The 18,063-nt window shown below is 44.6% G+C and carries 20 protein-coding genes and 1 pseudogene; 13 read left to right on the forward strand and 8 right to left on the reverse strand.

Annotated features, from left to right (window positions below; translation table 11 throughout):
- Positions 1-740: 740 nt before the first annotated feature.
- Both AC0TWI_RS08255 and AC0TWI_RS08260 read right to left on the reverse strand, forming a co-directional pair.
- Positions 741-878, reverse strand: a complete 138-nt coding sequence (locus AC0TWI_RS08255) for a hypothetical protein (protein ID WP_488125870.1) — start codon at positions 876-878, stop codon at positions 741-743.
- Positions 879-951: 73 nt separating this feature from the next.
- The gene (locus AC0TWI_RS08260) at positions 952-1,665 is read right to left on the reverse strand and encodes a DUF421 domain-containing protein (protein WP_488125871.1); all 714 of its coding nucleotides are present in this window, start codon (positions 1,663-1,665) and stop codon (positions 952-954) included.
- A gap of 112 nt (positions 1,666-1,777) precedes the next feature.
- Between AC0TWI_RS08260 and AC0TWI_RS08265 the strand changes: the two genes are divergently transcribed.
- On the forward strand, positions 1,778-2,497 hold the full coding sequence (locus AC0TWI_RS08265; RefSeq protein WP_488125872.1) for an NAD-dependent deacylase: 720 nt from the start codon (positions 1,778-1,780) through the stop codon (positions 2,495-2,497).
- A gap of 41 nt (positions 2,498-2,538) precedes the next feature.
- On the opposite strand, the gene AC0TWI_RS08270 is transcribed toward AC0TWI_RS08265, so the two are convergent.
- The 3 genes from AC0TWI_RS08270 to AC0TWI_RS08280 are packed head-to-tail and all read right to left on the reverse strand — an operon-like array spanning position 2,539 to position 5,544.
- A complete protein-coding gene (locus AC0TWI_RS08270; protein WP_488125873.1) occupies positions 2,539-3,450 on the reverse strand; it encodes a glycine betaine ABC transporter substrate-binding protein in 912 nt (303 codons plus the stop codon).
- Positions 3,450-4,298 carry an ABC transporter permease gene (locus tag AC0TWI_RS08275; protein ID WP_488125874.1) on the reverse strand — a complete coding sequence of 283 codons (849 nt, stop codon included), beginning with the start codon at positions 4,296-4,298 and terminating at the stop codon, positions 3,450-3,452. Before AC0TWI_RS08275 ends, AC0TWI_RS08270 begins: the two co-directional genes overlap by 1 nt.
- 1 nt (position 4,299) lies before the next feature.
- Positions 4,300-5,544 carry a quaternary amine ABC transporter ATP-binding protein gene (locus tag AC0TWI_RS08280; RefSeq protein ID WP_488125875.1) on the reverse strand — a complete coding sequence of 415 codons (1,245 nt, stop codon included), beginning with the start codon at positions 5,542-5,544 and terminating at the stop codon, positions 4,300-4,302.
- Between the two features lie 286 nt (positions 5,545-5,830).
- Here AC0TWI_RS08280 and AC0TWI_RS08285 point away from each other — a divergent pair, with 286 nt between their 5' ends.
- From AC0TWI_RS08285 to AC0TWI_RS08300, 4 genes are all read left to right on the forward strand, one after another.
- Complete coding sequence (locus tag AC0TWI_RS08285; RefSeq protein WP_488125876.1) at positions 5,831-6,370, forward strand: GbsR/MarR family transcriptional regulator; 540 nt, start codon at positions 5,831-5,833, stop codon at positions 6,368-6,370.
- A 123-nt stretch (positions 6,371-6,493) separates the two neighbouring features.
- Positions 6,494-7,867: a 23S rRNA (uracil(1939)-C(5))-methyltransferase RlmD gene (gene rlmD, locus AC0TWI_RS08290; protein ID WP_488125877.1), complete on the forward strand. Its 1,374-nt coding sequence runs from the start codon at positions 6,494-6,496 to the stop codon at positions 7,865-7,867.
- A gap of 385 nt (positions 7,868-8,252) precedes the next feature.
- Positions 8,253-8,750 (forward strand): YehS family protein, encoded by a 498-nt coding sequence (locus AC0TWI_RS08295; RefSeq protein WP_488125878.1) that lies wholly within the window; start codon positions 8,253-8,255, stop codon positions 8,748-8,750.
- 20 nt (positions 8,751-8,770) lie between these two features.
- Positions 8,771-9,478, forward strand: coding sequence for a M48 family metallopeptidase (locus AC0TWI_RS08300; protein ID WP_488125879.1), 708 nt, complete (start codon positions 8,771-8,773; stop codon positions 9,476-9,478).
- A 30-nt stretch (positions 9,479-9,508) separates the two neighbouring features.
- Here the strand turns inward: AC0TWI_RS08300 and AC0TWI_RS08305 are convergent.
- Positions 9,509-9,772, reverse strand: a pseudogene (locus AC0TWI_RS08305) (DDE-type integrase/transposase/recombinase); the annotation flags it as partial.
- A 401-nt stretch (positions 9,773-10,173) separates the two neighbouring features.
- Here AC0TWI_RS08305 and AC0TWI_RS08310 point away from each other — a divergent pair.
- The gene (locus AC0TWI_RS08310) at positions 10,174-10,881 is read left to right on the forward strand and encodes a DNA alkylation repair protein (RefSeq protein ID WP_488125880.1); all 708 of its coding nucleotides are present in this window, start codon (positions 10,174-10,176) and stop codon (positions 10,879-10,881) included.
- Between the two features lie 213 nt (positions 10,882-11,094).
- Here AC0TWI_RS08310 and AC0TWI_RS08315 read toward each other — a convergent pair whose 3' ends face one another.
- Entirely contained in the window at positions 11,095-11,850 is a 756-nt protein-coding gene (locus AC0TWI_RS08315) for an SDR family NAD(P)-dependent oxidoreductase (RefSeq protein WP_488125881.1), read from the reverse strand.
- Positions 11,851-12,098: 248 nt separating this feature from the next.
- On the opposite strand from AC0TWI_RS08315, the gene AC0TWI_RS08320 reads away from it, so the two are divergent.
- From AC0TWI_RS08320 to AC0TWI_RS08350, 7 genes are all read left to right on the forward strand, one after another.
- Positions 12,099-12,752 carry a TetR/AcrR family transcriptional regulator gene (locus AC0TWI_RS08320; RefSeq protein ID WP_488125882.1) on the forward strand — a complete coding sequence of 218 codons (654 nt, stop codon included), beginning with the start codon at positions 12,099-12,101 and terminating at the stop codon, positions 12,750-12,752.
- A gap of 145 nt (positions 12,753-12,897) precedes the next feature.
- Positions 12,898-13,335 (forward strand): MarR family winged helix-turn-helix transcriptional regulator, encoded by a 438-nt coding sequence (locus tag AC0TWI_RS08325; RefSeq protein WP_488125889.1) that lies wholly within the window; start codon positions 12,898-12,900, stop codon positions 13,333-13,335.
- A gap of 70 nt (positions 13,336-13,405) precedes the next feature.
- Entirely contained in the window at positions 13,406-14,353 is a 948-nt protein-coding gene (locus AC0TWI_RS08330; RefSeq protein ID WP_488125883.1) for a ring-cleaving dioxygenase, read from the forward strand.
- Between the two features lie 28 nt (positions 14,354-14,381).
- Positions 14,382-15,359, forward strand: a complete 978-nt coding sequence (locus tag AC0TWI_RS08335) for a ring-cleaving dioxygenase (protein ID WP_488125884.1) — start codon at positions 14,382-14,384, stop codon at positions 15,357-15,359.
- 23 nt (positions 15,360-15,382) lie between these two features.
- Positions 15,383-15,991, forward strand: coding sequence for an alpha/beta hydrolase (locus AC0TWI_RS08340; protein WP_488125885.1), 609 nt, complete (start codon positions 15,383-15,385; stop codon positions 15,989-15,991).
- Between the two features lie 89 nt (positions 15,992-16,080).
- A complete protein-coding gene (locus tag AC0TWI_RS08345) occupies positions 16,081-16,833 on the forward strand; it encodes an alpha/beta hydrolase (protein WP_488125886.1) in 753 nt (250 codons plus the stop codon).
- 28 nt (positions 16,834-16,861) lie between these two features.
- The gene (locus AC0TWI_RS08350; RefSeq protein WP_488125887.1) at positions 16,862-17,716 is read left to right on the forward strand and encodes a VOC family protein; all 855 of its coding nucleotides are present in this window, start codon (positions 16,862-16,864) and stop codon (positions 17,714-17,716) included.
- A 154-nt stretch (positions 17,717-17,870) separates the two neighbouring features.
- On the opposite strand, the gene AC0TWI_RS08355 is transcribed toward AC0TWI_RS08350, so the two are convergent.
- Positions 17,871-18,063: transposase (locus AC0TWI_RS08355; protein ID WP_488125888.1), on the reverse strand; the 193-nt coding region annotated here is incomplete at its 5' end.

Below are 18,063 nucleotides of genomic sequence, written 5' to 3' on the forward strand. Positions count from 1 at the left end.
ATATTTTGTTGTGGTGACTTAATTTTATCAGAAGTGGTCCTTATCTTTCATGAAAGACAATTAAAGCCGGCGGAATTTTACTCATCGTAAAATTCCGCCGGCTTTTTTCGTATCAGAGATGGGTTTTGTCCCAGCCCCTTCCATTTTGGAGAAGTGTTTTCAAGCGGCAGACTTCCGCTTTGGCAACGTGAAGAGGTCCCCATTTTTTTCTTCCAGCGCTAGTTGCCCCTGATCAGCCGCCTTCCGCTTTTGATAGCGTCCAGCTTCAGGCGGCAGGGGCTCGAGGTCATAAGTCAAAAACAGATGAAGGCAAAAAGCGCCTTCGTCTGTTTTCGTCTTATGCTAGTCGCCCCTGATCAGCCGCCTTCCACTTTTGATAGCGTCCAGCTCTGGCGCCTAGCTACTCGAGGTCATAAGCCAAAGTCGAATAAAGACTGGAAAGCGCCTTTTTCCGTCTTCGTCTTATGCTAGTCGCAGCTGATCAAGGCGCCGCCGCTTTTGAGACGTCCAGCTCCAATCGCCAGCCCCTCGAGGTCGCTTCGGAATTGTCAAAAAGGCAAAGAGCGCCTTTCCGCCAGCGCTTGTCGGGGCTAGACGGCGCCTTCCGCATTTGAGACGTCCAGCTGCAGGCGGCAGGGGCTCGAGGTCGCTTCAGAAAAGAAGAGGTGGGTTGGAGAGCACCCACCTCGTTCTTTTCTTCCAGCGCTAGTCGCCCCTGATCAGCCGCCTTCCGCTTTTGTTCATATCCTCTGATTTTCTTTGCTTTTCATTCGGTTTTGTTCGTCGGGGTGGCGTGCTTTGTCTTTTAGGCGGGTTTCGCGTCTTTCTTCGTCTTCGAGCATGCCCTTCAGTTCTTCATGTTTCTTTTCGTCTGCCATTTTTCATCCCTCCGCATGCATTTTGTTTTCCTTGCTTTTACTATTCCCGTTCGTTGGCGGATTAATCGGATTTTTAACCGGAAGCCTGTCCGCTTTCGTTGTCTTTGTAACGATCGATATATAGAGACCCGTCTTCCTGCAGTTCAATATAAAACGCTTCGTCCAGCCTTATTTTCATCGTCTCCAGCTGGTTGTGGAGCCATTTTTCCGTCAGTCCTGACTCATCAAGGTTCCGTTTGACCATTTTTCCGTCAACCATCAATTCCATCGGTATGTATTGCGGGGGAGTGGTTTTTAGTTTCCCGTCTTTTTTTGTCATTGGCTGATGTTCAGGCTTCAAAATAATGCTGACCTTTCCGTGAGGCTCAAAGACGGCGGTTTCTACTTCTTGGATTGAGAAAACGTTCTTCTCTCTCAACAGCATGCTAACGTCATCCATGTTGAGTCTTGAGCGTTTCAACGACTTTTCAAGGATTTTACCATCTTTTATAATCATCACCGGATGGCCGTCCAGCATTGATCGTACTTTGGACGATTTCAATCCTAGGTAATTAAGCAGGATGGTCAGCAGCGACCACCAGATCAGGCTGACGAGCCCGTTGAAAAATGGAGTTTCCGATTCGCCGCCGATGTCTGCCGCAATTGAACCGATTGTAATTCCCGTCACATAATGGAAAAATGTTAGCTGGCTCAACTGTTTTTTTCCCATGACGCGGGTCAGTAACAATAGAACGAGAAAGGCGGAGGTTGAACGGAGAATCATTTCCCATGGATCAAAGTTATGCATGAAATCGCTCCTTTTCAGCTTGCTTGCCAATAGTATGACCTTGTTTGGGAGAAAAATTGACGGAATGAGATATGATACAATCAGGTTAAACGAGATAAAGGAGGAGAATGGGATGCTGGCAAAGTGGTTGAAGGAATCACGCTATACGGTTGTACTGACAGGTGCAGGTATGTCGACGGAAAGCGGGCTTCCTGATTTTCGATCCGCAAATACCGGGCTTTGGGAAAAAGAGGACCCGAGCCGGCTAGCAAGCACCGAAGCATTGAACCGGAATGTCGAGCGGTTTTTTGATTTTTACCGCCAGAGGGTGCTCGGCTTGAAGGAATGCAGTCCACATCGGGGGCATGAAATCCTAGCGAAATGGGAGCGGGAAGGCATTATCAAAAGCATTATTACGCAAAATGTCGACGGCTTTCACGAGGAAGCTGGCAGCCTAAATATGGCTGAGCTGCACGGCACTTTGAAGCGTGTCCACTGCCAGGACTGTGCGAAAGAGTATGGAAATGAAGTGTATGCCAATGAGCACTTCTATTGTGAGGATTGCGGGGGGAAGCTTCGTCCATCTGTTGTTCTTTTCGGTGAGATGCTGCCGGAAGAAGCTCTTTTGCACGCAGCGGAGGAAAGTGAGAAGGCGGAGCTGTTTATTGTGCTCGGTTCTTCATTGACGGTCACCCCGGCCAACCAATTTCCTCTGATCGCCAAGCAGCACGGTGCAAAGCTCGTCATCGTCAATATGGAGCCGACCGAATTCGATATCTTCGCAGATTTGGTCATCCAGGACCGGAAAATTGGCGATGTCCTTTTTAAAGCAGATAAGGAACTAAGAGGATGAAAAAAGGGTTGTACAGGTAAATCCTGCACAACCCTTTTATCTTATTCCTTTAGATCTTCAATCGAGTCGATATCAACGTATTTCGGTACAGCAAGGCCGATTTTCACGCCTTTCATACTGATGCCGATATCTTCGAATTTGCCTTCATATTTTTCCGCATACGTTTTATGTGTAAGCGGGAGCCATGCAGCAAGAGTCGCATCCGCGCTGCCATCTGCAATGGCTGTCCACATTGGGCCGGCTTCGACTTGAGTCAATGTCACATCATACCCAATGCTCTCCAAAACAAGCTTCATCACATTGTGGCTGGCGATTTCGCTGTCCCAGGCTACATAGGCAAGCTTAATTTTGTCACCGTCGACATCATCAACGCCTTTTGTCCATTCAGCGACTTTATCTTCGTTTGCGTCAACCCAGTCTTTCGCCGCGTCCTCCGGTTTTGCACCATCTTCGATAGCTACCATGATTTCGCCCATATCATCTTCAGTCCATTCGAATTGAGAGAGGACTTGATATGCTTCAGGCTTATCTTCTTTCAAGCCTTTGCGGCCGATGGAATGGATTTCTTCTTCGCCTCCATACACACCTTTTGGATCATCCAGGTATTTCAAATCGAATTTTGAGAACATCCAGTGAGGAGTCCAGCCTGTAATAATGATCGGATCTTCCTTGTCATACGCTTTTTTCAACGCTGCAGTCATGGCTGCGCTGGAGCCGCTGACAAGATCCCAATCTTGCAGATCATATTCTTTAATCGCTTTTTCGGTCGCTTCCATAATACCCGCACCTGGATCGATGCCTGTGATTTTATGATTGACCGCTTTGCCGATATTTTCCGAAGACGTTCCGCTCCCTGAATTGGAAGAGCCTGAATCATTGCTTCCGCAGGCTGCTAATCCGACCGCTAGCACGGCCGCTGTTCCCAGTCCTGTGATCTTTTTCAGTACACTCATCAAATTGTTCCCCCTTGTTTTCTTTTCCCTGCATGCTGTGTGATTCTATCTAAAATAATTGCCACGATGACAATTGCAAGGCCTGCTTCGAATCCGACACCTGTCTTCAGCTGGGTGACGGCTCTGTATACTTCCTCGCCAAGCCCCGGCGCACCAACCATTGAGGCGATGACGACCATGGAAAGGGCGAGCATGATGCTCTGGTTGATGCCTGCCATGATTGTCGGCATTGCAAGCGGAATTTGCACTTTCAGCAATCGCTGTCCGGTTGTCGAACCAAAAGCTTCGGTCGCTTCGATCAGATCAGCCGGGACTTGCTTAATGCCGAGGATGGTCAGCCGGATGGCTGGCGGCATCGAAAAGATGACCGAAGCCACGACGCCCGGCACGACGCCGATGTTGAAAAAGAAGATCGCCGGCAACAAATAAACGAAAGCTGGCATCGTCTGCATCAAATCGAGAATCGGTGTAACAATCTTCCGGACGGTCTCTTTCTGCGAAGCCCAAATGCCGATCGGCACTCCGATAATCACAGAAATGACGACCGAGGTCACAACGAGTGCGAGCATTTGCAGCATCGGCTCCCAGTAGCCCAAATAGTCGATGATGAGAAAACCGACCAGTGTGAAGACTGCGATTTTCTTAGTGGAAACCTTCCACGCAATCAAAGCAAAAATGACGGAGAGCAGAATTGACGGGATGAAGCCGAGCCCATTAACAATTCCTTCGACTGTCCCTTGCAAAACTGTAGTCATGCCATCAAAGGCTGTTCCGAACGTAGTAACGAGCCAATCGACAAGTTGGTCAATCCACTCTGCCAGCGGAATTCTTGGAATAAAGTTACCCAAATCAATTCACCTCCCGAATATCTGTTGCTGTTTCAGATGTTTCATTAATATAATCATTGTCGCCGGACAGTGCACCGATCAGTGCACCGCGGATGATAATTCCCTGCAGTCTTTGATTTTCGTCGACGACAGCGACCGGAACGGCTGCAGTTGAGACAAGGTTGAACAGATCCGTTAAGAGTACATCCCCTGGTACGGTCGTAATGTTCTCTGCCAGGACATCTTTGAGTGCAAGCCCCTTTTCGATGGCATTGCTTGCATCCTGGGCAGTCACCGCACCGAGCAGCCTGTTCTTTTTATCAACGACATAAATTGAAGAAATACCGTGCTGTTTCATTAATCGGAGTGCCACACGAGGCCCTCTGTCGATTTGTACCGTTTCGGCATTTTTCATAATATGTGCAGCTGTCAAGACTTTCGACAGGTCAACATCCTCAACGAACCGTTCGACATACTCATTGGACGGGCTCATGAGGATTTCCTCCGGAGTGCCGATTTGGACAATTTGTCCGTCCTTCATCAAGGCAATCCGGTCACCTATCCGCAATGCTTCATCAAGATCATGGGTAATGAAAATAATCGTTTTGCCCATATCATCATGAAGCTGCAGCAGCTCATTCTGCATGTCTTTACGGATGAGAGGATCGAGCGCACTGAATGCTTCATCCATGAGCAGGATATCTGGGTCATTGGCAAGGGCACGTGCAAGGCCGACCCTCTGCTGCATGCCGCCGCTCAGCTGGTCAGGGTATTGGCTTTCATAGCCTTCAAGACCGACAAGCTTCAGCGATTCCTTCGCACGCTGCTGCCGGAGCTTTTTGTCGATGCCCTGGATTTCCAGACCGTACTCAGTATTCTCAAGGATCGTCCGGTGAGGGAAGAGAGCGAACTTCTGGAACACCATGCCGATCTTCTTTCTCCGGACTTCCCGGAGCTTCTCTTTGTTAAGGGAGACAATATCTTCCCCGTCCAAAAGAATATGGCCGCTCGTCGGCTCAATCAAGCGGTTCAGCATTCTTACCAATGTTGATTTACCACTGCCGGACAGTCCCATGATGACAAAAATTTCTCCGTCGTATACTTCGAAATTGGCATCCTTGACACCGACTGTTGCTCCGGTTGCTTTTAGCACTTCATTTTTTGTTTTTCCTTCAGTTGACAATTGGTAAGCCTTCTTGCTATTTTTACCGAAAATCTTGGTCACATTGCGGATCTCAAGTTTTTTATGTTGAAGATTCGTATCCATCTTTACACCCCTCAGTTTTTCTCTATTCAGCTCTAACTTGCTGTGCCGCTCGTCTGTTCACCCTTTTTATTTTAGAGGAAGTATCGAATGTAACACAAATGTCATATAACACCATATTCTTTATGTATTGTATGTACAGATAAAACTGTACAAACTATAACTGCCGAATGCTTATATTTCCTCCCGTTTCCTCGTGAATGCACCATAGATAGTTTCTTTACATCAGAGCGGCGGTATTATAATCTAAATGAGGGAAAAGTGAATATCGTTAAGGATGTGAGGAGAAGTGGAAGGACTGGAGAGGCTTGAAAAAGCCCGGGAGCGTATCATTGAAACGATTGCGCAAAATATCCACTTATATGGGGTCACTTCTTCCGCCGGCAGGCTCTTCGGCATGATGTATTTTCATCATGACCCATTGACACTCGATGATATGAAGGAAGAACTCGGCATGAGCAAAACGAGCATGAGCACTTCCGTCCGTTCATTGACGGATTTGAAAATGGTGGAGCAAGTTTGGAAAAAAGGAGTCCGTAAAGATTTATATAAAGTGGAAGAAGACTGGTATCAAAGTTTTCTCGACCTTTTTTCAATAAAATGGCGAAGTGCGATTACGGTTCATTCCCAGTCGCTTCGCCGATCCATTCGCGAGTTGAAGGAATTGATGGCGGATGAATCGATCAGCGGGGAAGTAAGGGAACTGGCGGAAAGTGATCTAGAAAAGCTCGAATACATGGCGGACTACTATGAATGGCTGGACCGGCTCGTTGATGCGTTTGAAAACCATGATATTTTTGAACTGGTGCCAAAGAAGCCGGGGAGATGACAGGGGAGACATACTGTTTGGGGCAGTGTGTCTTTTTTTGTTTGCTTTTTGCCAGCATTTTTTCCCTGAGAGCGACTGTGGTACAATCAATACAGTATAAATGAAGGAAAAGGAAGTTAAACGATGGGAAAAATACAGCTGCCAGTGCAGAAAAATGAATATATAGATGTGGAATTCGAAGATTTGACGCATGAAGGTCATGCCGTCGCCAAAGTGGAAGGCTATCCGCTCTTCGTCCCAAAAGGCCTGCCCGGAGAAAAGGCGAAGATCAAAGTGACAAAGCTGAACAAAGGATACGGATTCGGCCGGCTGATTGAGCTTTACACAGAGAGCGAGGACCGGGTTGTTCCCGCTTGCCCTATATACAACGAGTGCGGCGGCTGCCAGCTTCAGCATCTGAGCTATGCCGGCCAGCTGAAGGCAAAGGAAAAGCAGGTCCGCGATGTGATGGAGCGGATCGGGAAGCTGGAAAACGTGACAATCCATCCGGTTCTCGGCATGGAAGAACCATGGCGCTACCGCAACAAAGCACAGGTGCCGATCGGTGAAAGGGAAGGCGGCCTGATTGGCGGCTTCTACCAGCAGCGGACTCATGACATCATCGACATGGATGCCTGCCTTATCCAATTGGAACAAAACGACGACGTCCTTCGCAAAGTAAAGGAAATTTGCAGTGCTTATGGTGTTAGGGCTTATAATGAAAAAACGAACAAAGGCCTGCTTCGTCATGTGATGGCCCGCTACGGAAAAAACTCTGGCGAGATCATGATTGTTTTCATTACGCGAACGGAAGACCTGCCGAATAAGAAAAAAATCGTCGAGGAGATCGTCCAATCCATTCCCGGAGTAAAATCGATCGTCCAAAACATCAATTCAAAGAAAACAAATGTCATTTTTGGTGACAAGACGAAGGTCCTTTGGGGCGAGGAAGTCATTTATGACACAATCGGAGACATCAAATTTGCCATTTCGGCCAGATCATTCTTCCAAGTGAACCCGGACCAGACAAAAGTACTCTATGACAAGGCGCTGGAATATGCCGGACTGAGCGGGGAAGAGACCGTCATTGATGCGTATTGCGGTATCGGCACGATCTCACTTTTTCTCGCCCAGCGCGCGAAAAAGGTATACGGCGTCGAAATCGTTCCGGAAGCGATCGAGGATGCGAAACGAAATGCCGAATTGAACAATATCGTGAATGCTGAATTTGAAGCGGGCGAGGCGGAAACCGTCATCCCGGCCTGGTACAAAAAAGGAATCAAAGCCGACGTCCTTGTCGTCGACCCGCCGCGCAAAGGCTGCGACGCCAGCCTGCTTGACACGATCATCAGCATGAAACCGAAAAAAGTCGTCTACGTCTCCTGCAACCCGGCCACTCTCGCCCGCGACCTGCGGATATTGGAGGACGGCGGATACAAGACGGTGGAAGTGCAGCCTGTGGATATGTTTCCGCAGACATTGCATGTGGAGAGCGTTGTTGAATTAAGATTGGTTTAGTCTCTCTAAAATAGACATCTCATAATCCAACCCCGATTTCGGGGTCCTTTTCTGTCTGAACCGAGAATGGAAGCAGGTAACCCATATACAACGTTCTGGGAGAACCTCTATTTTGATATGGAAAAAGGTATTTGTACCAAAAAGGTGAAAAACGGAGTTCGGTAGGAAATCTTTAGTTTATTGGAGACAAGAAATGCGGGCGGGAGAGAGGGTTTTGGGAAGATTGTTTTTGGGTGTACAAAAAGCAGGCAACTAACCCCATTGGAGTTGCCTATTTACTTTTTTGATAACCGATTTATGATGGGGTAATATTAGAATAATCAATAGGTCAGTATCTTTGTTGGGGACAGAGGATTGACACTATTTTCTTATATGGAGGTCTATTATGGATAATAACGATATATTAATTCGATTAAGATATGCGTTGGAAATTAAAAATAAAGAAATGGCAGAGATCTTTAAACTTGGGGAAGTGGATGTAACAGTGCCAGAAGTTATAAAGATTCTCACAAAATCAGACGAGTATGATGAGGAAAGTGACGAGCAAATAAAATGTAATAACAATATGTTAGATTCATTTTTAAACGGTCTTATTATTTACAAAAGAGGAAAACAAGAGCCCAAACCAGGTCAGTCTGATACGCCAGATCCGTCTATAAAGAAAAATAAAAATGTGAATAATCTCCTGTTAAAGAAGGTGAAAATTGCATTAGCATTAACGACTGAGGATATGCTGGATATATTTGAAAATGCAGGCATCACGGTTACCAAAGGGGAGCTGGGCGCTTTATTAAGAAAAGAAGGACATAAGAATTATAAAGAGTGCGGAGATAAATATGCCAGGAATTTCTTAAAGGGATTGGCAATCAAATACAGGGGATAAGCCTTAATACAGGTGATGAAATGATACATAATTACTTAGGTGAGACATTACGTTTAGAAATCAAGTACAAAAACCGTACCTCTATAGGAATTACAATAGATAGTTATGGAAATGTTGAAGTTCAGGCTCCAAAAGGGACACCTGAAGATAGTGTGCTTCAGTTAGTAGAAGAAAAATGGGATGTTATACAGAAAAAAATAAAAGAAATGAAGGATAGGCTGCTGGGACCGCAGAAAAAGGTCTATGAGTATGGTGAAAGTTTTCTTTATTTAGGAAACAATTATCCCATACAGATTTTCCAAGATATAAATCTTACGCAAGAACATGTAGTGTTTGAAGATGATCAGCTCCATATATATGTAAAACAACCTGACACTGAAAAAATAAAACAAGCTTTGAAGCGATTTTATTATCAGCAGTGTAAGGCATTAGTGGAAAAGAGCATTTCATATTATCAAAGCAACTTCAAAACAAAACCACGTTCTATTCACATCTCGGATAGCAAAACGACTTGGGGAACCTGTGATTCAAAGCAGCAGTTAACATTTAATTGGCGACTAGCAATGGCACCACCTGAGGTCATTGACTATGTAGTCGTTCATGAATTATGTCATATGGTTCATATGAATCATGATCGATCCTTCTGGCGACTTGTTGGAAAAATAGTGCCTGATTATAAGGAAAAGGAAAACTGGCTGACTTTATCAAGTTGGAAAATGACTGTTTAGTAGTTCCGAAACCAGTTGCGAAGTGCTAATTTAACAAAAAAGACGTAAAGATACCTTTTTAACGACGGTGCGCATATTATCATACAAGAGCTGCTGGGGAATCCCCTTGAAATAGGCGAAGGCATTCATATGGCACTTCATCAATGTCTCTTGGGTCATATCCGTTGTAAACTCGATGTATCGCTTCCTCGAATAACTCAGGATGATCAGAAACGTGTATAGCGGCCGTTTCCGACCCTCCACATAGAATTCTCCAATATCTTCTGCCCAGTCGACTTGCGCCTGCCTGCCCGGCGTCAGAACAGATGCCCTTCGATTTCAGCATAATATCTGGGAAGCATCCTTTTCGTCAAACGGAGTGGTTGGAGTCATTCTTTACTGGCTAAAGACGGCATGAAGGAACCCATCGAAGATATGAGTTTATGGATTACGCGAATCTTTTTGTTTCCGTTGGGTAAATTCGATTGACACCGGGGAATGTGCTAAGCGGGTCTCAAATGGGGGAACACATTCACACGAAATTAGGGTATTCATGCAAATGTATCAACCTTTAGTGCCGACACATGTGGAGAGAGTGGTGTTGATCAAGTTGAAATAGCGATTCTCTCTCAATGTTCAAACAGTTGATCCATTCAAGACTGGAGTGAATATACCGGAATGCAGTTTTGGCCAGTTCAAACAATGGAGGTGAACTTATGACGTATGAAGATATCATGGGGAAGTTGGAAGAATTGGGTTCCAAACAAACGAAAAAGATCTTTTTGAACCACGGCGCTCCGGAACCTTTGTTTGGCGTCAAGGTCGGTGATCTAAAAAAGCTTGTCAAATATATAAGAAAAGATCAGAATTTAGTGCTTAGGTTATACGCATCCGGCAATTACGATGCAATGTATTTGGCTGGCCTGGCTGCAGATCCAAAAATCATGACAATCGAAACACTCCGGCAATGGGCGGATGGGGCGAAGTGGCATGCACCGGCAGAATACACGGTTGCGGGGGTCGCGGCTGAAAGCAAATATGCAGTGAAGCTGGCGAATGAGTGGATTGATTCACTGGATGAGAACATTGCGGTTGCCGGTTGGGCCACCTATGCAAATTATATTTCGATCACTCCAGACGAACTGCTGGATATCAGTGAAATCGAAAGCCTGCTCGCTCGGGTGAAAGATCAAATACACGGTGAGCGGAACCGGGTCCGCTATGTGATGAACGGTTTCGTCATAGCTTGCGGCACCTACATACTGGAATTGAGTGAGTGTGCCAAATCGGTTGCTGAAGCTATCGGAAAGGTTCATGTGAATGTCGGAAAAACTTCCTGCATAGTGCCGCTTGCAACAGCTTACATTCATAAAGCTGAAGAGAAAAATCGCATCGGTGTTAAAAGAAAAACGAGCATATGCTAAGAAAATGAAAGATAGCAAAACAGATACCAGTTCTTCTTTGACTGAGGAGACTGGTTTCTTTTTTTTAAGTTATAGACTGGTCTATTATGATCGGGAAAACTATAGGATTTCAAGTAAATTTGAGAGAAGATATGTTCTTTATGAAAAAGGCAGGCACATCGCGGTTCAATGTGTCTGCTTTTTTTAGTTTATCATCATATCCTCAAAAAATAATTAATGTAAAATGGAACCACCATCGATAATCAATTCAATGCCGGTAACGAATTTTGATTCGTCTGAGGCTAAATAAAGAACCCCATATGCGATATCTGAAGGCTGTCCAAGAACATTTAAAGGAATACCTGCTAATGTCATTTCTCTTGTTTGTTTATCGCTAGTAAACATTTCAATCATCGGTGTTTCGATCGTACCGGGGTGTACGGAATTAACACGAATATTGTATTTGCCATAATCAAGTGCGACATTTTTAGTCAAAAGTCTAAGTCCGCCTTTTGAACTGTTATAGGCAGCATTCCCTACTCCGTTAATACCCGAAAGTGAAGAAATATTTACGATGCTTCCTCCTCCTGCTTTTTTCATTTCAGGAAGAACAGCTTTAATTCCTAAATACGGCCCCTTTGTATTAATATCAAGGATTTTATCCCATGTGGATTCATCCAAATCTTCAATCGTTTGGGTAATGAACCCTGTAATGCCTGCATTGTTTACAAGGATATCTATCTTACCGAATTTCTCCATAGCTGTCTCGACTACAGTTTTCCATCCATCAGCAGAAGTAACGTCATGTTTAATTGCAATAGCTGCTCCACCATTTGCGTTGATTTCGTTCACTACACTGTCTAATAATTCTACTTGTATATCGGTAGCTACTACCTTAGCTCCTTCACTTGCAAACAATCTTGCTTCTTCTGCCCCTTGTCCGCTTGCTGCGCCAGTAATGATGGCTACTTTATTTGTTAATCTTCCCATAAAATCTCCCCCAAATTATTGTTTTTGCTGTGGTAAAAACCAGCATATAGAGTAAAAGATGATAGTGAACAATTTCAAATGAGATTAAAGATATCATAGTGATAGTACGACTATCATCATTATATTATTATTATAATGCCTATTTCTGAAAGTGACAATTATTAGGTTCAAAACTTCAGAAATTGACGTTCTCCGGGTAATTTGTTAGCATCATTGCAGTAAAGAAGTTTAAAGGGGGAATTGTATTCATGGGCCCTCAAAGCAGATGGGAACAAGAACGGCAAGAAGGAAAAAGTAAACGAATGAAAAACATAATCGAAGCTGCAGAAAAGGTTTTTAGTAGAAAAGGCTTTGAGAAAGCGACCATGCAGGATATTGCAGACGAGCTAAATATAGGCATCGCTACTGTTTTTCGCTACTTCCCAAAAAAGGATAAATTGATTGTAGCTGTCGCTGTAAATATATTGGAAAGATATCTTTTTATCTTTGAAAATGTTGCGTCTGAAAATGGTACATGTCTTGATAAAATAGAAAGGCTATTTGACCGTTTCATTTTTGATATTGAGCCAGACAATTTAGAAACCACTCAGTTATTAGAAGCGTTTGAAAGCTTTGCTGCCACCTCGATAGAGGAGCTTAGTAATTATCAGGATTATATTGAAGTTAGAAAAAGAATAGCGAATACACTTTTACTTATTGTAGAAGAGGGCATGAAAGACGGTTCCATTCGATCAGATATACAGACCAAAGATGTCCTTTCAGCTGTTATAAATGCATTTGGCCTGTTTTCCAGAAAGCTTTCCTTATTTGAACGAATTCCATTTTTAGAGGACGAACTAGAACCCAGTGTTCAATTAGCCATTATAAAACAGATTTTTATGGATTATATTAAAGCAACGTAATCACCTACTGAAACTCCGGTTCGATTAAAATCGAGTCCGGAGTTTTACTTTGGGTGTTATGATTATTATCTCTAATTCAAGATATTTTTCTTGCATCCTTTTCAATTGAGGTGTAAAGTGATAGTAGAGAAAGGAAATGAGGCAGTTGAAAAAGAACACACTTGGTTCCTTGATTTGGTTGCGAATGTCTCGGTTTACCCATCAAAGCAATCTGCTGTCGAATGATTTTCTGAAACAATTCGGGATCACTACTGCTCAGTTTGATGTGTTAATCCAGGTCTCGGTGTATCAGCCGATTACCCAAAGTCAGCTTGCCACAAAAGCAACGGTGTCGGAGGGCGGGATTTCCCGCATGCTTACCCGGCTTGAGCAAGAGGGATATATCCAGCGCAGGCAGGATTGGAAAACGAAATGGATCACCCTTACTACAAAGGGGGAAGCTAAGGTTCAAGAAGCTTTGATCCATCAGCTTGGCTTTCAAACGTCGATCTTCGATGAGTGTTTAACTGAAGATGAGCAGAAAACCCTTTATGGACTCGTATCGAAGTTACAAAAGTATACGGAAAAGAAGTTGGAGAACTAAGCATCTTAGAATAGGATTTATTTTTTATGCTATCACTTGATTTGTTAACTGAAAGAGAGGGGATTCACCGATGTATAAAATTCCAGGACACCATCACATTTCAATGATCACAAAAAACGCCAGCGAAAATAATCATTTTTACCGCCATGTGCTTGGTTTGCGCCGTGTGAAGTTGACCGTGAACCAGGATGACCCTTCGATGTATCACTTGTTTTTCGGTGATAAAACAGGCAGTCCGGGTACAGAGCTCTCATTTTTTGAAATCCCGGTGGCAGGAAGGACCTATCGCGGCACGAATGCGATTACGAGAATCGGTTTGCTTGTTTCGTCAGAGGACAGCCTGCATTTCTGGAAAGCACGCTTCGAAGGGCTGGGTGTGGATCATAGTGAAATCACAACCTTTGCCAATCGTCCTGCTTTAAAATTTGAAGATCCTGAAGGGCTGCGTATGGTGCTGATCGTCTCAAACGGAGCAAAAGTTGCCCACTGGGAGACATGGGATCAGTCTCCAGTACCAGTGGAGCATCAAATACAGGGAATGGGTACAGTGGAAATGACTGTCCGGAGGCTGGGCAAGCTGGCAAGTACGCTTACAGATATGCTTGGCTATACAGAGATCAGCCGGACTGAAAGCGAGGCGATTTTTCAATCCATTCCCGGTGAGGTTTTCGGGGAAATCCTAGTAACTTCCTTAGACGGTCCATCGGAAAGGCCAGGGCGCGGCAGTATTCATCACCTGGCGATTCGGGTGAAAAACGATTCGGAACTCGCCTATTGGGAAGAACAAGTAAAACAAAGAGGCTTCCATTCTTCAGGGATTGTCGACCGTTTTTACTTCAAGAGTTTGTATTTCCGTGAATCGAACGGGATTCTCTTTGAAATTGCTACAGACGGACCGGGTTTCACGATTGACGGAGATGTGGAGCGTTTAGGAGAAAAACTTGATTTGCCGCCATTTTTGGAAGGAAGAAGAGCGGAAATTGAGGCAAAACTAATGCCAATTGAAGAGAACGCATAACAAAATCAACATATTGGAGGAAATAATAATGAACCAACTAAAAGGAATACACCATGTTACAGCAATCACAAGCAGTGCAGAAAACAACTATAAATTTTTCACATATGTGTTAGGGATGCGTTTAGTGAAAAAAACAGTCAACCAGGACGATATTCAAACGTATCATTTGTTCTTTGCGGATGACAAAGGCAGCGCAGGTACAGATATGACATTCTTTGACTTCCCTGGCATTCCAAAAGGAGTACATGGAACAAATGAAATCTCCAAAACTTCTTTCCGTGTACCGAGTGATGCGGCATTGGAGTATTGGGTGAAGCGTTTTGACCGATTGGAAGTGAAGCATACAGGAATTAAAGAGCAATTCGGCAAAAAGACTCTTTCTTTCGTTGATTTTGATGATCAGCAATATCAATTGATTTCAGATGAGCTCAATCAAGGGGTTGAATCCGGTACACCTTGGCAAAAAGGCCCGATCCCATTAGAATATGCGATCACTGGACTTGGCCCAATCTTTGTCCGGATTGCAAACTTCGATTACTTCAAAGAAATGTTAGAAAAAGTCATGATGTTTAAAGAGACTGCCCATGAGGGTTCTTACCACTTATTTGAGGTTGGGGAAGGCGGCAACGGAGCTTCTGTCATTGTCGAGTACAATGCGATTCTTCCACAGGCAAGACAAGGGTTTGGCACGGTACACCATGCTGCCTTCAGAGTAGAAGACCGTTCCGTATTGGAAGAGTGGATTAATCGGATGGACAGCTTCGGATTCTCTACATCCGGATATGTAAACCGCCACTTCTTTGAATCGCTGTACGCAAGAGTTGCTCCGCAAATTTTATTCGAGTTTGCAACAGATGGACCTGGATTTATGGGAGATGAACCTTATGAAACGCTTGGAGAGAAATTATCTTTGCCTCCATTCTTGGAGCCTCAACGGGCAGAAATCGAAAAAATGGTCCGTCCAATTGATACAGTGAGAAGCACGAAGGAATTTATTAAGGAATAAAAACAGTTCGGAGGCGATCGATAATGAAGCACGTATTCAATAAAGGAAAAGACCAAACGAAACCAACACTCTTATTGCTTCACGGCACAGGCGGCAATGAACTTGATTTGCTGCCTCTCGCCGGAATGGTTGATGATGAGGCAAATGTATTAAGTGTTCGCGGGAATGTATTGGAAAATGGAATGCCCCGCTTCTTCAAAAGGTTAGCAGAAGGCGTTTTTGATGAAGAGGACTTGATTTTCCGCACGAAAGAGCTGAATGAATTTTTGGATAAGGCCGCAGAGAAGTATCAGTTTGACCGAGATAATATCATCGCCATCGGCTATTCAAACGGAGCAAATATCGCTGCAAGTTTAATGTTCCACTACCAAAAAGCTTTAAAGGGTGCGATCTTCCACCATCCAATGGTACCGAGACGAGGAGTGGAGCTGCCGGATTTGAAGGGGAAATCAGTATTTATCGCAGCTGGCACAAACGATCCAATATGTCCTTCTTCAGAGTCGCTTGAATTACAATCTCTTTTGGAAAAGGCAAATGCCGAGGTGACGCTTCATTGGGAAGATCGGGGTCATCAATTGACTGCATCAGAAGTTGATGCTGCGGCCAAATGGTATGCTTCTGTATATCAATAATAGAGATTTTGTATTTTCCATGCAGGGCTATCCAACCGAATCGTCGTAAATACAGAGATATAGACAATGATGATAAAGGGGTGTAGGAATTGCAAAACGCAGTTTCAGTGAATCATCAAGGATTTGTGCTTAGGGGAATGGAACAGATCCCGGACGGCGAAAACCTGCCTGCTGTTATTTTGCTGCATGGATTTACGGGTCATAAGCTAGAGAGCCACCGCCTGTTCTTGGAGATTTCCCGCATGCTGGAAAAGGAAGGTTTTGCAAGTTTCCGCTTTGATTTTCTCGGCAGCGGGGAAAGCGACGGCGATTTTAAAGATATGACGGTTTCAAGTGAACTTGCCGAAGCGGAAACCATTTTAGACTATGTGAAAGTCCATCCGAAAATTGACAGCCGCCGCCTGATTTTGCTCGGCTTTAGCATGGGCGGGTTAGTGGCAAGCTTATTAGCGGGAAAAAGAAGCAGCGACCTGGAGAAGCTGGTCCTGCTCGCTCCAGCTGGGACAATGGGAGAGAAAGCGGAAGGGATGAAAGAGAGTGCCATCTTCATTGAAGAAGAGAATGCCTATGATATCGGAGGAAATCTGGTAGGAATGGCATTTTTCGAAGACCTTAAAGCACTGGAGGTATGGGAGCAAGCAGCTGCCTTTAACGGTAGGGTCCAGCTGATTCACGGAACAGAAGATCAGGCTGTTCCGTATCGAACCTCCCATCTGTATATGGAAAAATGCTATGGGGACAAAGCGGAACTCCGGACAATTGAGGGCAGTGATCATACATTCAACTCCTATCACTGGAAAAAAGACGTAATCAAAACGATTCGCCAATTTGTCAAAGAATAATAGAAAGCTGGAAATGAGGGGATAATCGATGGGATTTCACCGAAAGCCTGCCGTGTATGTGAACGAAGTGAACATTAAAGTGTTGGATTTGGAACAATCCTTGCGCTATTACTTGGATGTGATCGGTTTTGCGATATTGGAAAGGACAGACAGATCTGCCATCCTGACAGCTGACGGAAAAACTGGTATCCTGACGCTTGAGCAGCCTGAACTTGCCGTTCCAAAGCAAGGGAGAACGACAGGGTTGTACCACTTTGCCATTCTTATGCCCCAACGTTCAGACTTGGCCAATTTTGTTTTTCATCTGCTGCAAATGGGCGTCCAAATTGCATCGGCAGACCACTTGGTAAGTGAGGCCATCTATTTGTCGGATCCGGATGGGAACGGGATTGAAGTATATATTGACCGAAATCCGTCCGGATGGAGCTGGAATAATGGGGAAGTGGCGATGACGGTTGATCCGATCGATTTTGCCGATCTCCTTACAGAGGGAAAAGAAGGGGCATGGCAGGGGCTGCCGAAAGAAACCATCATGGGCCATATCCACCTGCATGTGGCCGATTTGGATGAAGCGCAAACGTTTTATGTGGAAGGACTCGGCTTTGATGTCGTCAGCCGGCTTGGAGATCAGGCACTGTTTTTATCGACTCATCAGTATCACCATCATATCGGATTGAATACATGGAACGGTGTCGGCGCCCCGCATCCGCCGGAAAACAGTGTCGGTCTGCTTCATTTTACAATCCTCTATCCAAATGAGTCGGAACTTGTTCAGGCTGCAGATGCCTTACAAAAAATCAATGCCGACGTTGAAAAAACGGCCGATGGCTGGATTACCCGTGACCCTTCCGGCAATGTCATCAGGCTGAAGGCCGGAAATTGAGCAATTAGAAGTGAGAAGCAGAAACGGATCCAATTTTGGATCCGTCAGAGTGTAGACAAAAGGGTTGGAAATCGATTTGATTTCCAACCCTTTTGTCATTTAGAAGCGATAATTATTAAAGATGAGCTGTCGTTTCCAATTGTACCCAATCCGATTACGCCATAACTGGCGTTTTCCATGTCCAGTTGGCCAGCTTCTTAAGGTTTAAAACAGCAAAAGTCAGCATCGCCTGCATGGACAATTTTTTTAGCCCCCTAAGGGTTGTCCACCGCATGCCATGCTTTTCTTTGGCATCGGCAAAAACACGTTCGATCGTCTCTTTGCGCTTTCCGTATATCTCTTTGATT

The organism is Lederbergia sp. B243.17, assembly GCF_057657925.1.

Coding starts and splice junctions, on each gene's coding strand:
- AC0TWI_RS08255 (WP_488125870.1), bottom strand. CDS start 878: ATGGCAGACGAAAAGAAACATGAAGAACTGAAGGGCATGCTCGAAGAC.
- AC0TWI_RS08260 (WP_488125871.1), bottom strand. CDS start 1,665: ATGCATAACTTTGATCCATGGGAAATGATTCTCCGTTCAACCTCCGCC.
- AC0TWI_RS08265 (WP_488125872.1), top strand. CDS start 1,778: ATGCTGGCAAAGTGGTTGAAGGAATCACGCTATACGGTTGTACTGACA.
- AC0TWI_RS08270 (WP_488125873.1), bottom strand. CDS start 3,450: ATGAGTGTACTGAAAAAGATCACAGGACTGGGAACAGCGGCCGTGCTA.
- AC0TWI_RS08280 (WP_488125875.1), bottom strand. CDS start 5,544: ATGGATACGAATCTTCAACATAAAAAACTTGAGATCCGCAATGTGACC.
- rlmD (WP_488125877.1), top strand. CDS start 6,494: ATGGGAAAAATACAGCTGCCAGTGCAGAAAAATGAATATATAGATGTG.
- AC0TWI_RS08295 (WP_488125878.1), top strand. CDS start 8,253: ATGGATAATAACGATATATTAATTCGATTAAGATATGCGTTGGAAATT.
- AC0TWI_RS08300 (WP_488125879.1), top strand. CDS start 8,771: ATGATACATAATTACTTAGGTGAGACATTACGTTTAGAAATCAAGTAC.
- AC0TWI_RS08310 (WP_488125880.1), top strand. CDS start 10,174: ATGACGTATGAAGATATCATGGGGAAGTTGGAAGAATTGGGTTCCAAA.
- AC0TWI_RS08315 (WP_488125881.1), bottom strand. CDS start 11,850: ATGGGAAGATTAACAAATAAAGTAGCCATCATTACTGGCGCAGCAAGC.
- AC0TWI_RS08320 (WP_488125882.1), top strand. CDS start 12,099: ATGGGCCCTCAAAGCAGATGGGAACAAGAACGGCAAGAAGGAAAAAGT.
- AC0TWI_RS08330 (WP_488125883.1), top strand. CDS start 13,406: ATGTATAAAATTCCAGGACACCATCACATTTCAATGATCACAAAAAAC.
- AC0TWI_RS08335 (WP_488125884.1), top strand. CDS start 14,382: ATGAACCAACTAAAAGGAATACACCATGTTACAGCAATCACAAGCAGT.
- AC0TWI_RS08340 (WP_488125885.1), top strand. CDS start 15,383: ATGAAGCACGTATTCAATAAAGGAAAAGACCAAACGAAACCAACACTC.
- AC0TWI_RS08350 (WP_488125887.1), top strand. CDS start 16,862: ATGGGATTTCACCGAAAGCCTGCCGTGTATGTGAACGAAGTGAACATT.